This window comes from Brevundimonas sp. (assembly GCF_035627475.1).
Taxonomy (GTDB): domain Bacteria; phylum Pseudomonadota; class Alphaproteobacteria; order Caulobacterales; family Caulobacteraceae; genus Brevundimonas.
In genome coordinates this window covers 52,581-69,371 of the sequence record NZ_DASPLR010000021.1, presented here as the reverse complement: position 1 = coordinate 69,371, position 16,791 = coordinate 52,581, and the positions used below count along the sequence as shown (strand labels likewise).

The following is a 16,791-nucleotide window of genomic DNA, read 5'->3' as shown; positions in this document are numbered from 1 at the left end:
GGAGGGGCATTCAACCCGCGGGCCTCGCGCCCGCGGGTTTTTTCATCCGTGTCCGTCCCCGAAACCGCCCTCCGTAAGAACCCCTAGGGAATGGAGCGGAGCCTTTGTCGATGCGGCCGGAACGTCTCGTAACAGATTGATAATACAACATAAAATAAGACGCGCCGGGTAGCGCTCGTCCGTCTCTCGCGGCCGCCCGTCGCACGCCGCCGGAACATTGTTCCCGCACAAAGTCGCCCGTGGGGGGCGCTCCTAGACCACTCCCCATTGGGGCCGCAGAGGGCCCCGGGGAATGAACATGAAACTCTTCGCACTTCTCTCCAGCGCCGCCGTTCTGGCCTTGGCTGTCGGGGCCCCCGCCGTCGTCTCCGCCCAGGAAGCCGACGCCGCAGCCCCGGCGCCGGCCGTCGACATCATCCGCCGCGCCACCGACCTGCCGGCGCCCCTGACGGCCGCCAGCCCGCGCCACCATGTGATTGGCCTCGAAACCACCGAGGTGATCGGCCGGCTGGAGGACGGGACCAGCTACACCTACTGGACCTACAACAATAAGGTGCCCGGACCCTTCGTCCGCGTGCGGGTCGGCGACACGGTCGAGGTCAACATGACCAACGCCGCCAACAGCGTGATGATGCACAACGTCGACTTCCACGCCGTGACGGGTCCCGGCGGCGGGGCGGCGGCGACCAGCGCCAACCCGGGCGAGACCAAATCCTTCACCTTCAAGGCCCTTCAGCCGGGTCTCTATGTCTACCACTGCGCCACCCCGATGGTGGCCCAGCACATCTCCAACGGCATGTACGGCCTGATCCTGGTCGAGCCGGAAGGCGGCCTGCCGGCGGTCGACCACGAGTTCTACGTGATGCAGGGCGAGATCTATACGGTGGAGGACCAGGGCACGCCGGGCCTGCTGACCGAGAGCGTCGAACGACTGCTCGACGAACAGCCGACCTATTACGTCATGAACGGGGCCTTCAAGGCCCTGACCGGAGAGAACGCCCTCAAGGCGGAGGTCGGCGACACCGCCCGGATCTATTTCGGCGTCGGCGGTCCCAACAAGATCTCCAGCTTCCACGTCATCGGCGAAATCTTCGAGCGCGTGTATCGCGACGCCTCCCTGACCAGCGCTCCGGTCACGGACGTCCAGACCGTGCTGGTGCCCCCGGGCGGCGCAACGGTGGTGGACCTGAAGTTCGAGGTTCCCGGCAACTACATCATGGTCGACCACGCCCTGAGCCGCGTCGACCGTGGCGCCGCCGGCATCATCGAGGTCACCGGTCCGCAGAACCCGGACATCTTCCGCGGCGCTCCGGACGCCCACAACCACATGGAACACTAGTCGCGCCTGCTTGCGACGCCGGCCGCCGGGGGGAGCACCTCCGGCGGCCCTTGTTTTGGGGGAGAGACGATGATGGCGAAGACAGGCGCAGCCGCCCTGGCGCTTCTCTTGGCGGCGATTCCCGCCTCGGCCCTGGCCCAGGCCACGGCGGACGACACCAGCGCGCGCATCCTGTTCGAGACGCGCCTGCGCAGCGAGACGGTCGATCAGCAGGGATTCACGGATCAGGCCCACGCCCTGACCCTGAGGACGCGGCTCGGCTGGCGGTCGCCCACGGCGCACGGCCTGCAGCTGCTCGTCGAAGGGGAGGGGATCGCCGTCCTCGACGACCGCTACTCCGCCCCGGTCGATCCGGTCCCTGGCCGCCCGGCCGTCGCGGACGGAGAGACCCTGGAACTGAACCGGGCGCAGGTGCGATGGACCGGCCTGCCCGCCACCGAGCTCACGGTCGGCCGCCAACGGCTCATCGTGGGCAACAGCCGCTTCGTCGGCAACGTCGGCTGGCGCCAGAACGAACAGACCTTCGACGCGGTTCGGGTCACGACCAGCGCGCTAAAGCCGTTGGCCCTGACCTGGATCTATTCCGACCGGGTCCAGCGGCCGCTCGGCCATGAGCATGCCCAGGGAGTCTGGCGTGGCGACATCCACCTGCTGCAGGCCGAGACCGATACGCCCGTCGGGCGACTCAGCGGATTCGGCCTCGCCATCGATCTCGATAACGCGCCGCTTCAGTCGTCGACCACGATCGGCGCGCGTCTGGCCGGCTCACGGCCGATGACGGGCGACCTGTCGCTGACCTGGGCCGGCGAATACGCGGTCCAGTCCGACAACGGGTCCAATCCCGCCGATTATTCGCTGGATTTCCAGGCCGCGGCCGTCGGGGTTCAGACACCGCGCTGGTCGGCCGGCATGGGCTACGAGCGGTTCGACGGCGACGGGGTCTCCGGCTTCCAGACCCCGCTGGGGACGGGCCACGGCTTCCTCGGCTGGTCCGACGTCATCACCACCACGCCGGCCTTCGGGGTCCGCGACCTGTTCCTGCGCGGCCACCTCAACATGCCGGCCTGGGGCCGCACCCTTCGCCTGACCGCGGAGGCGCACGCCTTCCACGACGCCGACGGCGCCTTCGATCTCGGCCGCGAGCTGGATCTGTCAGCAGCCCTGCCGATCGACCCCCACTGGTCCGTCGAGCTGAAGGCGGCGCATTTCGAGGATGACCATCCCGCCTTCGGCGATGCCGACAAGGGCTGGCTGAGCCTTGAGTATCGCTACTGACACACGGCGTCATTCGACCCGGGCGCGACCCCGGTGACGGAATATATTCCTGTCCGCCCCTTGATCGGCGACAACCGGGTCCCATGTGAGTCGGGCGTGTCTCGGGGCTGCGCGGGTCTTTGAAAATCTGGATGGGAGCGCGGCGGTTCCAGCGGCGCTCAGGCGAAGAATTTCCGATAATCTGGCACGGTTGCCCGGAAGCTGGCGCGGCCCGCGGGCCGTGCGCCATCGGAGCCGCCCGCTAACTGGCGGATGTTGCTGGCGGACTCCGATGTTGGCACGGTTTGGCGCTGTTGGCGCCCCGTATTCGCAAAACAGTGCCACGGCGCGTCCTTCGAGCGGCCCCGGGCGACCAACCTAGCCGCATTTCGAATAGCCGCACTCGAAGCAGGTGTCGCATCCCTCCTTGCGCACCAGGCCGGGTGTGCCGCAGCGCGGGCAGCAGGCCTTCGAACTCGACGAGATCGCCGGCGCGGCCGAAGGGGCGGCTTCGGCGGGCGCATGCTCCGCGCGAACCTCGGCGTCCCGGGCCAGGTGGCGCTCGATCACCCCGCCGATGGCCGCCAGCAGCGACGGCACATAGCGGCCGTTCAGCCAGCCCCCGCCTCGCGGGTCAAACACCGCCTTCAACTCGTCGGCGACGAACGACACGTCGCCGCCGCGCCGGAACACGGCCGAGATCATCCGCGTCAGGCCCAGGGTCCAGGCGTAGTGCTCCATGTTCTTGGAGTTCACGAAGATCTCGAACGGCCGCGGCCCGTCGGGGCCCTCGACGTCGTTCAGGGTGACGTAGACGGCGTGCGGGCTGTCCGGCCATTTGATCTTGTAGGTCGAGCCGGTCAGGGCCTCGGGCCTTGGACTCAGCCGGATTTCGGCCGGAGGCGTCGTCGCCGGTTCCGCGGCCGGTGCGGCCGAGAGCACGGAGCCGGTGACCGCGTTGGGCCGGTAGGTGGTCAGGCCCTTGCAGCCCAGCCGCCAGCCCTCGACGTAGACGTCGGCGAAGTCGTCGAAGGCGATGTCCTCCGGACAGTTGACCGTCTTCGAGATCGAGCTGTCGATCATCGCCTGCGCCGCCGCCTGCATGCGCAGATGCGCGGCCGGGGTCAGGGTCTGGGCGGTGACGAAGGAGTCGGCCGGAGGCGGGGCGTCGCCGTGCAGCCGTTTCCAGACCGTCAGGGCGTAATCCTCGACCGCTTCCTCCCGCTTCGACCCGTCGGGCTGCAGCACCTTGCGCGTGTAGGCGAAGGCGAACACCGGCTCGACTCCGGACGAGACATTGCCGGCCATCAGCGACGTGGTCCCGGTCGGCGCGATCGAGGTCAGACAGCCGTTGCGCAGCCCATGCCGGGCGATCAGGGCCCGCGTCTCCTCGTCGAGTTCGACCAGGTTCGGCCGGTCCAGCACGGCCGGATCGTAGAGCGGGTAGGGGCCCTTCTCGGCCGCCAGTTCGGCCGAGGCGCGATAGGCCTCGCGCTTGATCACGCCGAGCCAGCGTCGGGTGGTTTCCGCCGCCTCGTCGCCGCCGTACGGAACGCCGCAGAACACCAGGGCGTCGGCCAGTCCGGTCACGCCGAGGCCGAGCCGCCGCTTCGAACGGGCCTCCTCGGCCTGGGCCTCCAGCGGGAAGCGGGAAACATCGATGACGTTGTCGAGGAATCGTATGGCGACGCGCGTCAGTTCGGCGAGCCGCTCCTCGTCCAGGGCCGCGCCCGGCTCGAACGGATTGTTGACCAGCCGCGCCAGATTGATCGACCCAAGCAGGCAGGCGCCATAAGGCGGAAGCATCTGTTCGCCGCATGGATTGCTCGCCGAGATGGTCTCGATGCCGGCGAGGTTGTTCCGCTCGTTGACCCGGTCGATGAAGATCACCCCGGGTTCGGCGACGTCATAGGTCGCCTGCATCAGCCGGGTCCACAGCTCGCGCGCCGGCACCGTACGGTATGTCTTGCCGCCGAAGACCAGCGGCCAGTCCGCGCCGGCCTCAAGGGCGCGCATGAAGGCGTCGGGCACAAGCACCGAGACATTGAAGTTCCGAAGCTGGGCCGGATCCCGCTTGGCGTCGATGAAGGCCTCGATATCCGGATGGTCGATGCGCAGGCAGCCCATCATGGCGCCGCGGCGCTGCCCGGCCGACAGGATCGTCCGGCACATCGAATCCCACACGTCCATGAAGCTGAGGGGGCCCGAGGCATCCGCCCCGACGCCGTTCACCGGCGCGCCCGACGGGCGGATGGTAGAGAAGTCCATGCCCACGCCTCCGCCCTGCTGCATGGTCACGGCGGCCTCGCGGACGGCCTCGAAGATGCCGTTCAGGTCATCCGGCACCGTGCCCATGACGAAGCAGTTGAACAGGGTCACGGCCCGGCCGGTGCCCGCCCCGGCCATGATCCGGCCGGCCGGCAGGAACTGGAAGTCGGACAGGGCCTCGGCGAACCGGTCGCGCCACTGACGCCGGGCCTTGGGCGCCTCGGCCTCAGCGACGGCTGCTGCCACCCGGGCCCAGGTCTGTTCGACCGTATCGTCTCCGGAGCCGTCGCTCGGGTTGAAGCGGTATTTGCTGGACCAGATGTCGGCCGCCAGCGGGTTGTCGAACGCCATGGGGAATCTCCTTCTCCCCGAGGCTCCCCGATTCCGGCCGGCGGTAGATTGTCCGAGCGCAACGACGGTCCGCTTCGTTGACGGCATGGGGACGCATCACGGAGAAAAGCCCATGCGGCCGCAATCCCGGCGTCTCGAGCTGATTCCCTCTCCCGACTGCGACTCCCTGACGCGCTGGGGAATCGTCGACTGCGACAAGGTTGACCGTCGCGCGCTGGCCGACAGCCTCGCCCGGCTACAGGACGACGAGAGCACGCCGCCGCCCGATGCCGCCGGCATGATCGGGCGCATCAGGAGCCGCTATCACCAGGTCCTGCTGGAGATCATCGCGGACGCCGTCGCGCTCGCCACCGCCTGCGAGAGGGTCCACGCCGCCGACGACCGATGGCCCCACGGCCTTTCGGACCGGCTGATGGGATTGCTGGAGGCGCTTGAGCTTCACCAGCAGCGCGAGGACGCGGTCGTTTTCCCGCTGCTGCTGTCCGGCAGCCCGCAGGCGGACGCCGCCGTGCGCTTCATGGCGCGTGAACACGCCTCGATCCGCGATCGCCTGGACCTGCTGTCCGCCGTGACCTGCGCCTTCAAGGCGCCCGCGGACGCATGCATGAAGTGGCGGGTCCTGTACGTTCTCTGCCGCAAGATCGATTTCGACATCCGCGAACTGATCGGCATGGAAGAACATGAACTATTCGCTCCCCACATCCGGGATCGTACGGAGGCGGGTGTTTGTTCACACGCAATGTTCAGGTGACGGGAAAGCCTAGAAACGGACTGTAGCGCGAATGTCTCGCGCATTCATCTTGAAGGTCCAGGTCAATGCTCTCGAAAATCCTCCCCGTCGTCTTGGCAGGAGCCTCGCTCATGGTGGCGGGTCAGGCCTTGGCCGGTGAACACACGGTCCAGATGCTGAACCGGGGCGCCGGCGGCGCGATGGTCTTTTCGCCATCTCTCGTGCAGGCCCGGCCCGGCGACACCATCCGCTTCGTGCCCACCGATCCGGGTCACAACGCCGAAACCATCGCCGGAATGCTGCCGGCCGGCGTGACCGTCCAGCGCGGTCCCATGGGACGCGAGTTCGTCCTGCGCGTGACACAGCCGGGCGTCTATGGCGTCAAATGCACGCCTCACTACAGCATGGGGATGGTGGCGCTGATCCAGGTGGGCCCGGCGACCTCAAACGTCGAGGCCGTCCGCACCGCTGTTGCGCGCACCCCGCCCATGGCGCGGCGGCGCTTCACCGAGATGTTGGCCCGGGTTCGCTGATCCGGTCCGACAAGGGAACGAGGGCCGACCCGCAGGGGTCGGCCCTCAGTCTTTTCGGGGGCGGAAAGCGGATCAGCCGACGCCGTTTTCCGCCAGATGGGAAAGGGCGCGGGGGTCGCGCACGATGATCCGGCGGCGGGCGCTTCCGGTCACGCCCCGCTGATCCAGGGCCGCGAGGGTGCGGCTGACCGTATGCAGCGTCGAGCCGGCCATCTCCGCCAGATCCTGGCGGGTGATCGGAAAGTCGATCTCGATGCCGGCGCCCGTCGGCCTGCCGGCCTTTTCCATCAGGCGCAGCAGGGTGCGCGCGATCCTTTGCTCCACCCGCTCCCCGGTCAGTTCGCCCATCCGGCTCTGCAGGTCCATCAGCCGGGCTCCGGCCGCCGCCGTCGAGCGCAGGCCGATCTCCGGGTGTTGCCGGATCAACTGGCGCAGCGCGGGGATGGTCCACCAGATTTCCACGCTCGGGACGACGGCGATCGCGTCGGCGGGGAAGGCCTGGTTCATCAGGGCCGCGACGGTGCCGTACATCTCGCCCGGTCCGATAAAGCGCAGGACAGACTGTCCACCGTCGGCGCGGGTCTGGACGATCTTGACGCGGCCCTCCAGCAGGCTGTGGCCGCTCACGCCCGGGTCTCCCTGGGCGAAAATGCGGGTTCCCGCCGCCAGCCGCCTGACAGATCCCGCCGCGACGACGGCCTCGAGCGCCTCGGACGCCAGGCCGGCGAACATGTCGGAACGCCTCAGGATTTCCGGGTCGAAAGGAACGGGCATGGCGCAACCTTGGGGCCGACGGCGCTGACGGCCATTCCAGCAGAGCGATTCCGGGCCACGGCGTCGACTCCGGTAAACCCCCTAGGGAGCAATCCCGAATATCTGGGGGACGGACGCGGCCGTAATCTGCAGCCTCAAGTTCATCGGACCACCTCATGACCGCTCTCCGCATCTGCGACATCACGGACCAGCCGATCGCCACGCCCCGCACCGAGACGCCGGACTGCCATCTCTGCGGCGCCTTCGCCAATGCGTCGGCCGCCCCTCGGTCGCCGTTCGCGCCGGGCGAGCAACTGTTCCGGCAAGGCGATCCGGTTCGGCTGGTCTATCGCATCGTGAAGGGGGCGGCGGTGAGCTATCGCCTTCTCAGCGATGGTCGCCGCCAGGTGACCGGCTTCCATCTGGCCGGTGATTTCGTCGGCCTGGAGGCCGGCGTGGAGCACAGCACCACCGCTGAAGCCCTGAGCACCGTCCATGCCTCGGCGATCGAGCGCACCGAACTGGCGGATCGCGCCGCCACGGACAACAGTCTCGCCCGCGCCCTCTGGCAGGTGACCGTCCGCGCCGTCCGCCGGAGCGAGGATCACGCCCTGATCCTCGCCAGGCAGGGCGCGACCGAGCGGGTCGCCGCCTTCCTGCTCGACTTCGCCGAGCGCCAGGGGCACCCGGAATTCATTGACCTGCCAATGACCCGGCAGGACATCGCGGACCACGTCGGCCTGACCATCCACACCGTCTCCAGGACCCTGTCACAGCTGCAGGCCGAGGGCCTCATCGAGGCCCGCTCGACCCGCCATGTGCGCCTGCTTCAGCGCGGCCGGCTGGAATGCATTTGCGCGTGACCGCCTCCCTCTCCACTCCAGAGTCCCGGCCGGCCGTCATCCTCGTCGATGACGACCCCGCCGTCGCGCACGCCGTGCAGTTCTCCTTCGACCTTGAAGGGCTGGACGTGCGCAGCTTCAGGGATGCGGAAAGCCTGCTGGGCGCCGGAGACCTGCCGACGAAGGGCTGCCTGATCATCGACTACCATTTGCCAGGCCTGGACGGGCTGGGCCTGCTCGAACGGCTCCGGGCGGCTGACGTCCGCTTGCCCGCGGTCCTGATCACGACGAATCCGCGCACTCATCTCAGGGCGCGCGCGGCTGCCGCGGGCGTTCCGATCATTGAAAAGCCGCTGCTGACGGACGCCTTGCTGACCGCGGTGCGCGGAGCCCTGACCCGCAACGACTGAGATATCGGGAGACCGGCGTCTGTCGGCGTCACGCCACGGGCTGGCGAGCCTCGTCGAGGCCGCGCGTCGCCTGCCGGGCCCGCTGGCGCAGCGGGGTCGTCCGCAGCAGCATCAGTCCACTGCCGAAAACACCGGCAGATGCGAGCAGGCTTCCGGCCGAGGCGACGCACAGGACGCAGTGTGAAGCGACGGGGCCGCACAGGCTGGCGGCGAGCGCCATGTGATCGGCGGCGATGACCGCGCCTGCGGCAGCCACGGCCGTCATCCCTATGCCGACCGTGACCAGGATGACGCCGGATCTTTGTGAGTCCTGGATGTCGCTGCTTTGCATTGGAACCTCTCGAGACATCCTTGAGCCACGGATTTCCGGGAGCGGCTTTGCGTTGGCGCAAAGCGGCGGGCGACGAGTCGGGGCACTCACGAGCCTCTGTCATCGAGGATTCAGCCGAATGCCGACCACCGTTTCAAGGGATGCCGACACGCCGGCCGACGTCGTCGCCCTGTACCTGTTCGTGGGCGTCGCGGCGGTGGTGGCCCTGCTCGCTACCGCCTTCACCGACGACGCGGCCTTCCGCTTCCACGGCTATATCCTGATGGCCGCCTCGGTCGTGGCGCTGGCCGCGATGACGATCGGCGTCGCCAACGGCCGCTTCCGTTCGGACCCGAACCGTTACGAGGACGGGGTCGTCCGCGCCGGGGTGATCGCCACCATGTTCTGGGGCGTCATCGGCATGACGGTCGGCGTCCTGATCGCCGCGCAGCTTTCGTGGCCTGAAATCTTCTACTTCCCCGAGCACGGCTGGCTGAACTTCGGGCGTTTGCGCCCGCTGCACACCTCCGGAGTGATCTTCGCCTTCGGCGGCAACGCCCTGATCTGCACGTCCTTCTGGGTCGTGCAGCGCACCTGCAAGGCACGGCTGGCGGGCGGAATCTGGCCCTGGTTTGTGTTCTGGGGCTACCAGCTGTTCATCGTGCTTGCGGCGACCGGCTATGTCGCCGGCATCACCCAGTCGCGCGAATACGCCGAGCCGGAATGGTACGTCGACCTGTGGCTGACGATCGTCTGGGTCGCCTATCTGCTGGTCTTCCTGGGCACGATCTGGAAGCGCAAGGAACCCCACATCTACGTGGCCAACTGGTTCTACCTGGCCTTCATCGTCACCATCGCCCTGCTGCACCTGGTGAACAACGCCGCCGTGCCGGTCGGCCTGCTGGAGGCGCGCAGCTATTCGGCCTTCGGCGGGGTCCAGGACGCCCTGGTGCAGTGGTGGTACGGCCACAACGCCGTCGGCTTCTTCCTGACCGCCGGCTTCCTGGCGATGATGTACTATTTCGTGCCCAAGCGGGTGGAGCGGCCGGTCTATTCCTACCGCCTGTCGATCGTCCACTTCTGGTCGCTGATCTTCATCTACATCTGGGCAGGCCCGCACCACCTGCACTACACGGCCCTGCCGCAGTGGGCGCAGACCCTGGGCATGACCTTCTCGATCATGCTGTGGATGCCGTCCTGGGGCGGGATGATCAACGGCCTGATGACCCTGTCGGGGGCGTGGGACAAGCTGCGCACCGACCCCGTCGTCCGCATGATGGTCGTGGCCATCGCCTTCTACGGCATGTCGACCTTCGAAGGCCCGCTGATGTCCATCCGGACCGTCAACGCCCTGTCGCACTACACGGACTGGACCATCGGCCACGTCCACTCCGGCGCCCTGGGCTGGGTCGGCTTCATCACCTTCGGGGCGATCTACTGTCTCGTGCCGTGGCTGTGGAAGAAGGACCGCCTGTATTCGAACGCCCTGGTCGAGTGGCATTTCTGGATCGCGACGACCGGCATCGTTCTCTACATCACCGCGATGTGGGTCTCCGGCATCATGGAAGGCCTGATGTGGCGGGAATACACGCCCAACGGCTTCCTCGCGAACAGCTTCATCGAGACCGTTTCCGCCAAGCACATCCAGAACGTCATCCGCACGGTCGGCGGCCTGATGTTCCTGAGCGGCACGCTCATCATGTCCTACAACCTGTGGCGGACGATCCGCATGCCGTCCTCGCGCACCGCCGCGAACGTGCCGGCGACGACGATCCAGCCGCAACTCCTGCCGGCCGAGTGAGGATCGCACCATGTGGAAGAAGCACGCAAAATTCGAGCGGCACTCGTTCTGGCTGGTGATCGGGATCACCATCGTGGTGTCGATCGGCGGCATCGTCGAGATCGCGCCCCTGTTCTGGGTCGAGAGCACGATCGAGGAGGTCGAAGGCGTTCGCCCCTATACGCCGCTCGAACTGGCTGGCCGCGACATCTACATCGGCGAGGGCTGCTACAGCTGCCACTCGCAGATGATCCGCCCCCTGCGCGATGAGGTCGAGCGCTACGGCCACTACAGCCTCGCCGCCGAGAGCATGTACGACCACCCCTTCCAGTGGGGGTCCAAGCGCACCGGACCCGATCTGGCGCGGGTCGGCGGCAAATACTCGAACGAATGGCACCAGGAGCACCTCACCGATCCGCGGTCAGTGGTGCCGGAATCCAACATGCCGCCCTACGCCTTCTTGGCCGATCAGGACCTGGACCAGCATGCGATCCGGCAGAAGTTGCGGGCCATGCGGGCGGTGGGCGTGCCCTATACGGCCGACCAGATCGAAAACGCCGAGGCCGACCTCAGGGCCCAGGTGGATCCTTACGCCAGCGAGACCTCGGCGCTGCGCGGCCGCTATGGACCGCGTGTCGTCCAGGGGGATTTCGACGGCAACCCGGCGCGGCTGACCAAGATGGACGCCCTGATCGCCTACCTGCAGCAACTCGGCACGATGGTCGATTTCCGCACCTATCAGGCCGAAGACCCGGACAACATGCGATGAGCGGCCTCGATTACGAAACCGTGGCGCGGTTCGCCCAGCAGGGCGGCACCGTCTACTTCGGCGCCGTCTTCGTCGCCGGCCTGATCTACGCCCTGTGGCCGAAGCACCGCGAAGCCTTCCGCCGCCTTTCCCACCTGCCGCTCGAAAAGGACGAGGACGACCATGTCTGAACGCGAGCGCGACGAACACTCCGGCGTCGAGACGACGGGGCACGAGTGGGACGGCATCAAGGAGCTGGACAATCCGCTGCCGCGCTGGTGGCTGTGGGTCTTCTACGGCTCGATCGTCGTGGCCATTGTCTACTGGGTGCTGATGCCCGCCTGGCCGGGCCTCAGGGGCTACACGCCCGGCCTCATGAAGCAATCGGACCGCGTCGATCTGGTCGAGCAGCTCAACGCCCTGCAGGCGCAGCGCGGACGGGGCGAGGCCCTGCTGATGTCGGCGTCGCTCGAGCAGATCGAGGCTGACCCGGACCTGCAGGCGCATGCGCTCGCCGTCGGCCAGTCGGTCTTCGGCGACAACTGCGCCAGCTGCCACGGCGTCGGCGGGGGCGGGGCCAAGGGCTATCCGAACCTGCGCGACGACGTCTGGCTGTGGGGCGGCTCCCTGGCCGAGATCGAACAGACGATCCGCGTCGGCGTGCGGTCGGCCCACCCCGAGACGCGCACCTCGCAGATGCCGGCTTTCGGACGGGACGGCATGCTGAACGACGGCCAGATCTCCGATCTGACGGAGTATGTGATGGCGCTGTCGGGACGTCAGGCGGACGCCGCGGCGGTCGGCCGGGCGCAGCAGCTCTATGCCGACAACTGCGTCGCCTGCCATACGCCGACCGGCGTGGGCGACCGGACCCTGGGCGCGCCGAATCTGACCGACCGCGAATGGCTGTACGGATCGGATCGCGAGTCCATTCGCGGCCAGATCCAGAACGGACGCAACGGGGTCATGCCGACTTGGGAGGGCCGCTTCTCGCCCGCGGTGATCAAGGCCCTCGCTGTCTATGTCCACGTCAACTCCGGCGGCGGCGAAGCCTCCACGGGCGAGGGTGCGGCCGTTACGCCATGACCATCATCATCGACCGGACCCGCGAACGCCCGAAGACGACGGGTCCGGTCTCCGTCGCCGAGCAGCACCGTGAAAAGGCTCGTCCCAAGGGCCTCTACAAGGCGCGCGTGCCGATCTACCCCAAGCTGGTCCACGGCCGCTGGCGCTGGATAAAATGGGCGCTGCTGATCGCCATGCTGGCGATTTACTACATCACGCCCTGGATCCGCTGGGAGCGCCCTGGCGCCCTGCCTGACCAGGCCGTCCTGGTGGACTTCGACGGCGGCCGCTTCTACTTTTTCACGATCCAGCTGTGGCCGCAGGAGGTGTATTTCATCACCGGCCTGCTGGTGCTCTCGGCGCTCGCCCTGTTCCTGGTGACCGCCCTGTTCGGCCGCCTTTGGTGCGGCTACGCCTGCCCGCAGACGGTCTGGACGGACCTCTACATCTACATCGAGCGGATGTTCGAGGGCGACCGAAACGCCCGCATGCGGCTCGACGCCGCCCCGATGTCGTTCAACAAGCTGTGGCGCAAGGCGGGCAAGCATCTCGTCTGGATCGGCGTCGCCTTCGGCACGGGCGGCGCGTGGATATTCTACTTCCATGATGCGCCGAATCTGATCCGCACCTTCTGGGTCGGGACGGCGCCGATCACGGCCTATGTCTCGTGCGCCATCCTGACCTTCACCACCTACGTCTTCGCCGGCCACATGCGCGAGCAGGTGTGCACCTACATGTGCCCCTGGCCGCGCATCCAGGGCGCCATGCTGGACGACCAGTCCTTCCAGGTGACGTATCGGTACGACCGGGGCGAGCCGCGCGGGCCGCACAAGAAGACCGAGTCCTGGGAGGGCAGGGGGGACTGCATCGACTGCAATCAGTGCGTCGTGGTCTGTCCGATGGGCATCGACATCCGCAACGGCGCCCAGCTGGAGTGCATCAACTGCGGCCTGTGCATCGACGCCTGCAACGAGATCATGGACAGGGTCGGTCGTCCGCGGGGCCTGATCGCCTATGACACCGACGCGGCGGTCGCGGCGCGGAACTGTGGCCAGAAGCCTGAGCACAAGCTGATCCGGCCGCGCACCCTCTACTATGGGCTGGCGCTGCTCCTGGTCGGCGGCCTGATGATCTGGGGCTTCAGCACCCGCGAGCAGCTCGGAGTCCACGCCATCAGGGACCGGAATCCGGCCTATGTGCGCCTGCACGACGGGGCCGTGCGCAATGGCTACACGCTGAAGATCGCCAACCACGGGTTCGAGCCCGCGACTGTGGAGATCCGCTACGCCGGCGTTGCTGGTGCGGTTCTGAAGATCCCGGGCCAGCCGACCGCGAATCCCTTGCGCGTGGAGGTCGAGCCCAACCGCGTGACGCCGCTGCGCATCTTCGTCACCGCCCCCGCCGACCAGGTCGCGGCCGGGAGCCGCGATGCGGCCTTTGAGATCCGCTCCGATGGCGAGACGAAGAGCGTACCGACGGCCTTCGACTATGGGGATCCGAACCGATGAACGCGCCTGCATCAGCCGCCAAACCCCCATTCACCGTCAGGGGCTGGCACGTCGCGGCGGGCGTGGTCGCCTTCTTCGCACTGGTGGTCGGCGTCGACGCCGGCTTCCTGGTGATGGCCTACCGGTCGCACCCGGGCCAGGTGGCGGCCCGGCCCTATGAGGCCGGGCTCGTCTACAACGCCGAACTGGAGCGGCTGAGGGCCCAGGAGGCGCTGGGCTGGCGCGCCGGCGCGGCGGCGCGGGCGGAAGGACTGGAGGTGGTGGTGCAGGATCGGGACCGGCGCCCGCTAGGTGGTCTGCGGGTCTCCGCGACCTTGCAGCGGCCGGCGACGGAGCAGGGGCGCACCGAACTGGCCCTGCAGGAAACCGCCCCCGGCCGCTATGCCGCCACCCGCGGCCTGTCCGGAACCTGGGATGTTCACATCGAGGCCGCCGACGGCGCCGGTCAGCGGTTCATGGCCGAACGGAGACTGACATGGCCGTGACCTTCGACGCGGCGCTCCAGCCTGACATGTCGGCCTTCCTGCGCAAGCGGGACGACGGCCGCGCAAGCCTGGACCTGCTGGTGACGGGCGCGCGCTGCGCCGGCTGCATCTCCAAGATCGAGCGGGAAGTGTCGCGCCTCCCGGGTGTCGAGGCCGCCCGCCTGAATCTGTCGACCGGCCGGCTGTCCGTCGGCCTGACCGACGGCGACATGGATCCCGCGGCGATCATCTCTGCGCTGGACCGGCTGGGCTATCCGGCGACGCCGTTCGATCCCGGCGCGGCCCTGGTCCAGCGCGACCGCGAGGGCCGTCGGCTGATCCTCGCCCTGGCCGTGGCCGGCTTCGGCGCGATGAACGCCATGATGTTCTCGGTGCCGATCTGGGCCGGGCTCTTCGACCAGGAGCTGGGCCCCGCGACCCGCACCATGATGATGTGGATGTCGGCGGCGGTCGGCGCGCCCTGCGCCGTCTTCGCGGGCATGCCCTTCTTCCAGTCGGCCTGGCGCTCGCTGCGCTCCGGCCGGGCGAACATGGACGTGCCGATCTCGGTCGGCGTCATCCTGACGCTGGCGATCAGCTTCTCCGAGACCATCCTGAATGGCCGGGACGCCTATTTCGACGCTGCCGTCTCGTTGCTGTTCCTGCTGCTGATCGGGCGGTGGCTCGATCATGTTCTGCGGGCCAGGGCGCGCAGCGCCGCCGGCGATCTGCTGGCGCTTCAGGCTCCCGCCGCCTGCGTCGTCGACGGTTCGGGACACGAGCGATCGATTCCGCTCGGCGACGTCCGTCCCGGCGACATCCTGCGCGTGCGCCCCGGCGACCGCATTCCGGTGGACGCGACGCTCGAGGAGGGCGAGGCGCTGATCGACAACAGCCTTCTGACCGGCGAGAGCGCGCCGGAGCGCGTGGGGCCGGGACAGCTGTGCCGCGCCGGCGCCGTCAACACCACCGGGCTGCTGACGTTGCGCGCCAGCGCCCGGTCGGAAGACTCCACGCTCGCCGCCATCGCCCGGCTGGTCGAGGCGGGCGCCCAGTCGCGCTCGCGCTATGTCCGTCTCGCGGATCGCGCCGCCGCCCTCTATGTGCCGGTGGTGCACGCGGCGGCCCTGGCGACCTTCGCGGGCGGCTGGGCCCTGGGGCTGGATCCCCGCGAAGCGCTGATCAGGGCGGTCGCCGTCCTGATCGTCACCTGTCCCTGTGCGCTCGGGCTGGCCGTCCCGGCGGTGCAGATCGTGGCCTCGGCGCGGCTCTTCCGGCGAGGCGTTCTGGTCAAGTCCGGCGCCGCGCTGGAGAGGCTCGCCGAAATCGACCACGTGGTTTTCGACAAGACGGGCGTGCTGACCGAGGGGCGGCCGGCGCTGGTCGGGGCGCCTCAGGAGGTCATCGCCATGGCCGCTCCGCTGGCCCGGGCCTCGAGCCACCCGATGGCCCGCGCCATCGCCCGCGCCGCCGGAGACGGACCTGTCGCCGCCAACGTCGTCGAACACGCCGGACTCGGGGTCGAGGGCGTCATCGACGGCCGGCGGGCGCGGCTTGGCCGGGCCGCCTTTGTGGGCGTTCCGACCCTGCGTTCCGGCGAGACGGAGCTGTGGTTCGGCTTCGAGGACTCGGAGAAGACCCGGCTCCAGTTCTCCGACGTCGTTCGCCCTGACGCCGCCGCCGCGGTCGAGGCGCTGAAAGCCCGGGGCGTCACGGCGGAGATCATGTCGGGCGACCAGGTCGGCGCCGTCAGGACCGTCGCGGAGACGGTCGGCCTGGCCACGTGGAAGGCCGGCATGCTGCCGGAGGAGAAGTCCGAGGCGATCGACCATCTGACCGCCGCCGGCCGCAAGGTCCTGATGGTGGGGGACGGCCTCAACGACGCCGCCGCCCTGGCGCGGGCCCACGCCGCCATCGCCCCCGGATCGGCGCTCGAGGCGAGCCAGAACGCCGCTGACCTGGTGCTCACGAACGACGCGCTGATGGCGGTCGTCGAGGCCATCGATACGGCCCGGTCGGCGCGCCGCCGGGCGCTCGAGAATTTCGGCTTCGCGGCCCTCTACAACCTTGTCGCGGCGCCGGCTGCGATGCTCGGTTTCGTCAATCCGTTCGTCGCCGCCCTGGCGATGTCGGGATCGTCGCTGGTCGTGACGCTCAACGCGCTTCGAGTGAGGAGCGGGCGATGAACATCATCTTCCTGCTGGCGCCGTTTTCGGTGCTGCTTGGCCTGATCGCCGTGGGCGCCTTCCTCTGGACCCTTCGCGCCGATCAGTACGAGGACATCGAGGGGGCCGCGGCGAGAATTCTCATCGACGACACCGACGCCGAAGGTCCCGACGACCAGGGGTGAAGCGAAGGCGCCGGTCACATTCGTGAACCTCGACGCCGCTGAGGGATTTGATGGAGCAACCCCTCGCGGCCTCTCATGTCCCAGTC

Annotated in this window: 17 protein-coding genes; 14 read left to right on the top strand and 3 right to left on the bottom strand. The window is 68.4% G+C overall.

What is annotated here, in order from left to right; all coding sequences use genetic code 11:
* Nucleotides 1-298: 298 nt before the first annotated feature.
* Both nirK and VEA62_RS05095 read left to right on the top strand, forming a co-directional pair.
* Complete coding sequence (gene nirK / locus VEA62_RS05100; protein WP_324819274.1) at nucleotides 299-1,339, top strand: copper-containing nitrite reductase; 1,041 nt, start codon at nucleotides 299-301, stop codon at nucleotides 1,337-1,339.
* Nucleotides 1,340-1,411: 72 nt separating this feature from the next.
* Nucleotides 1,412-2,614, top strand: a complete 1,203-nt coding sequence (locus VEA62_RS05095) for an alginate export family protein (protein WP_324819271.1) — start codon at nucleotides 1,412-1,414, stop codon at nucleotides 2,612-2,614.
* A gap of 357 nt (nucleotides 2,615-2,971) precedes the next feature.
* Here VEA62_RS05095 and VEA62_RS05090 read toward each other — a convergent pair whose 3' ends face one another.
* On the bottom strand, nucleotides 2,972-5,212 hold the full coding sequence (locus VEA62_RS05090; protein ID WP_324819268.1) for an adenosylcobalamin-dependent ribonucleoside-diphosphate reductase: 2,241 nt from the start codon (nucleotides 5,210-5,212) through the stop codon (nucleotides 2,972-2,974).
* Between VEA62_RS05090 and VEA62_RS05085 the strand changes: the two genes are divergently transcribed.
* Both VEA62_RS05085 and VEA62_RS05080 read left to right on the top strand, forming a co-directional pair.
* Nucleotides 5,181-5,963 carry a hemerythrin domain-containing protein gene (locus VEA62_RS05085; protein ID WP_324819265.1) on the top strand — a complete coding sequence of 261 codons (783 nt, stop codon included), beginning with the start codon at nucleotides 5,181-5,183 and terminating at the stop codon, nucleotides 5,961-5,963. The two genes, VEA62_RS05090 and VEA62_RS05085, sit on opposite strands and share 32 nt — an antisense overlap.
* A gap of 110 nt (nucleotides 5,964-6,073) precedes the next feature.
* Complete coding sequence (locus VEA62_RS05080; protein WP_324819262.1) at nucleotides 6,074-6,475, top strand: pseudoazurin; 402 nt, start codon at nucleotides 6,074-6,076, stop codon at nucleotides 6,473-6,475.
* Between the two features lie 72 nt (nucleotides 6,476-6,547).
* On the opposite strand, the gene VEA62_RS05075 is transcribed toward VEA62_RS05080, so the two are convergent.
* Nucleotides 6,548-7,249 carry a Crp/Fnr family transcriptional regulator gene (locus VEA62_RS05075; RefSeq protein WP_324819259.1) on the bottom strand — a complete coding sequence of 234 codons (702 nt, stop codon included), beginning with the start codon at nucleotides 7,247-7,249 and terminating at the stop codon, nucleotides 6,548-6,550.
* A 155-nt stretch (nucleotides 7,250-7,404) separates the two neighbouring features.
* Between VEA62_RS05075 and VEA62_RS05070 the strand changes: the two genes are divergently transcribed.
* Together VEA62_RS05070 and VEA62_RS05065 are read left to right on the top strand one after the other, a co-directional pair.
* Nucleotides 7,405-8,091, top strand: a complete 687-nt coding sequence (locus VEA62_RS05070; RefSeq protein WP_324819256.1) for a helix-turn-helix domain-containing protein — start codon at nucleotides 7,405-7,407, stop codon at nucleotides 8,089-8,091.
* On the top strand, nucleotides 8,088-8,480 hold the full coding sequence (locus VEA62_RS05065) for a response regulator (RefSeq protein ID WP_324819253.1): 393 nt from the start codon (nucleotides 8,088-8,090) through the stop codon (nucleotides 8,478-8,480). The genes VEA62_RS05070 and VEA62_RS05065 overlap by 4 nt, the downstream gene beginning before the upstream one ends.
* Before the next feature lie 28 nt (nucleotides 8,481-8,508).
* Here the strand turns inward: VEA62_RS05065 and VEA62_RS05060 are convergent, their stop codons facing one another.
* Nucleotides 8,509-8,736, bottom strand: coding sequence for a hypothetical protein (locus tag VEA62_RS05060; protein WP_324819250.1), 228 nt, complete (start codon nucleotides 8,734-8,736; stop codon nucleotides 8,509-8,511).
* Nucleotides 8,737-8,929: 193 nt separating this feature from the next.
* Between VEA62_RS05060 and ccoN the strand changes: the two genes are divergently transcribed.
* The 8 genes from ccoN to ccoS are packed head-to-tail and all read left to right on the top strand — an operon-like array spanning nucleotide 8,930 to nucleotide 16,705.
* Complete coding sequence (ccoN, locus tag VEA62_RS05055) at nucleotides 8,930-10,591, top strand: cytochrome-c oxidase, cbb3-type subunit I (protein WP_414641825.1); 1,662 nt, start codon at nucleotides 8,930-8,932, stop codon at nucleotides 10,589-10,591.
* 10 nt (nucleotides 10,592-10,601) lie between these two features.
* Nucleotides 10,602-11,339 (top strand): cytochrome-c oxidase, cbb3-type subunit II, encoded by a 738-nt coding sequence (ccoO, locus tag VEA62_RS05050; RefSeq protein ID WP_324819246.1) that lies wholly within the window; start codon nucleotides 10,602-10,604, stop codon nucleotides 11,337-11,339.
* The gene (locus VEA62_RS05045) at nucleotides 11,336-11,509 is read left to right on the top strand and encodes a cbb3-type cytochrome c oxidase subunit 3 (RefSeq protein WP_324819243.1); all 174 of its coding nucleotides are present in this window, start codon (nucleotides 11,336-11,338) and stop codon (nucleotides 11,507-11,509) included. The genes ccoO and VEA62_RS05045 overlap by 4 nt, the downstream gene beginning before the upstream one ends.
* Nucleotides 11,502-12,404 (top strand): cytochrome-c oxidase, cbb3-type subunit III, encoded by a 903-nt coding sequence (gene ccoP / locus VEA62_RS05040; RefSeq protein ID WP_324819240.1) that lies wholly within the window; start codon nucleotides 11,502-11,504, stop codon nucleotides 12,402-12,404. Before VEA62_RS05045 ends, ccoP begins: the two co-directional genes overlap by 8 nt.
* Entirely contained in the window at nucleotides 12,401-13,891 is a 1,491-nt protein-coding gene (gene ccoG, locus VEA62_RS05035) for a cytochrome c oxidase accessory protein CcoG (RefSeq protein WP_324819237.1), read from the top strand. Before ccoP ends, ccoG begins: the two co-directional genes overlap by 4 nt.
* Entirely contained in the window at nucleotides 13,888-14,376 is a 489-nt protein-coding gene (locus VEA62_RS05030) for a FixH family protein (protein ID WP_324819235.1), read from the top strand. Before ccoG ends, VEA62_RS05030 begins: the two co-directional genes overlap by 4 nt.
* Complete coding sequence (locus tag VEA62_RS05025; RefSeq protein WP_324819233.1) at nucleotides 14,367-16,541, top strand: heavy metal translocating P-type ATPase; 2,175 nt, start codon at nucleotides 14,367-14,369, stop codon at nucleotides 16,539-16,541. The genes VEA62_RS05030 and VEA62_RS05025 overlap by 10 nt, the downstream gene beginning before the upstream one ends.
* A complete protein-coding gene (gene ccoS / locus VEA62_RS05020; protein WP_324819231.1) occupies nucleotides 16,538-16,705 on the top strand; it encodes a cbb3-type cytochrome oxidase assembly protein CcoS in 168 nt (55 codons plus the stop codon). Before VEA62_RS05025 ends, ccoS begins: the two co-directional genes overlap by 4 nt.
* Nucleotides 16,706-16,791 lie beyond the last annotated feature (86 nt).

What these genes read in the sequence shown, in the direction of transcription:
- VEA62_RS05070 (WP_324819256.1), top strand. Translation starts at nt 7,405, where the DNA reads ATGACCGCTCTCCGCATCTGCGACATCACGGACCAGCCGATCGCCACG.
- VEA62_RS05075 (WP_324819259.1), bottom strand. Translation starts at nt 7,249, where the DNA reads ATGCCCGTTCCTTTCGACCCGGAAATCCTGAGGCGTTCCGACATGTTC.
- VEA62_RS05025 (WP_324819233.1), top strand. Translation starts at nt 14,367, where the DNA reads ATGGCCGTGACCTTCGACGCGGCGCTCCAGCCTGACATGTCGGCCTTC.
- ccoO (WP_324819246.1), top strand. Translation starts at nt 10,602, where the DNA reads ATGTGGAAGAAGCACGCAAAATTCGAGCGGCACTCGTTCTGGCTGGTG.
- ccoG (WP_324819237.1), top strand. Translation starts at nt 12,401, where the DNA reads ATGACCATCATCATCGACCGGACCCGCGAACGCCCGAAGACGACGGGT.
- VEA62_RS05080 (WP_324819262.1), top strand. Translation starts at nt 6,074, where the DNA reads ATGGTGGCGGGTCAGGCCTTGGCCGGTGAACACACGGTCCAGATGCTG.
- ccoP (WP_324819240.1), top strand. Translation starts at nt 11,502, where the DNA reads ATGTCTGAACGCGAGCGCGACGAACACTCCGGCGTCGAGACGACGGGG.
- VEA62_RS05090 (WP_324819268.1), bottom strand. Translation starts at nt 5,212, where the DNA reads ATGGCGTTCGACAACCCGCTGGCGGCCGACATCTGGTCCAGCAAATAC.
- VEA62_RS05030 (WP_324819235.1), top strand. Translation starts at nt 13,888, where the DNA reads ATGAACGCGCCTGCATCAGCCGCCAAACCCCCATTCACCGTCAGGGGC.
- ccoN (WP_414641825.1), top strand. Translation starts at nt 8,930, where the DNA reads ATGCCGACCACCGTTTCAAGGGATGCCGACACGCCGGCCGACGTCGTC.
- ccoS (WP_324819231.1), top strand. Translation starts at nt 16,538, where the DNA reads ATGAACATCATCTTCCTGCTGGCGCCGTTTTCGGTGCTGCTTGGCCTG.
- nirK (WP_324819274.1), top strand. Translation starts at nt 299, where the DNA reads ATGAAACTCTTCGCACTTCTCTCCAGCGCCGCCGTTCTGGCCTTGGCT.
- VEA62_RS05085 (WP_324819265.1), top strand. Translation starts at nt 5,181, where the DNA reads ATGTCGGCCGCCAGCGGGTTGTCGAACGCCATGGGGAATCTCCTTCTC.
- VEA62_RS05095 (WP_324819271.1), top strand. Translation starts at nt 1,412, where the DNA reads ATGGCGAAGACAGGCGCAGCCGCCCTGGCGCTTCTCTTGGCGGCGATT.
- VEA62_RS05045 (WP_324819243.1), top strand. Translation starts at nt 11,336, where the DNA reads ATGAGCGGCCTCGATTACGAAACCGTGGCGCGGTTCGCCCAGCAGGGC.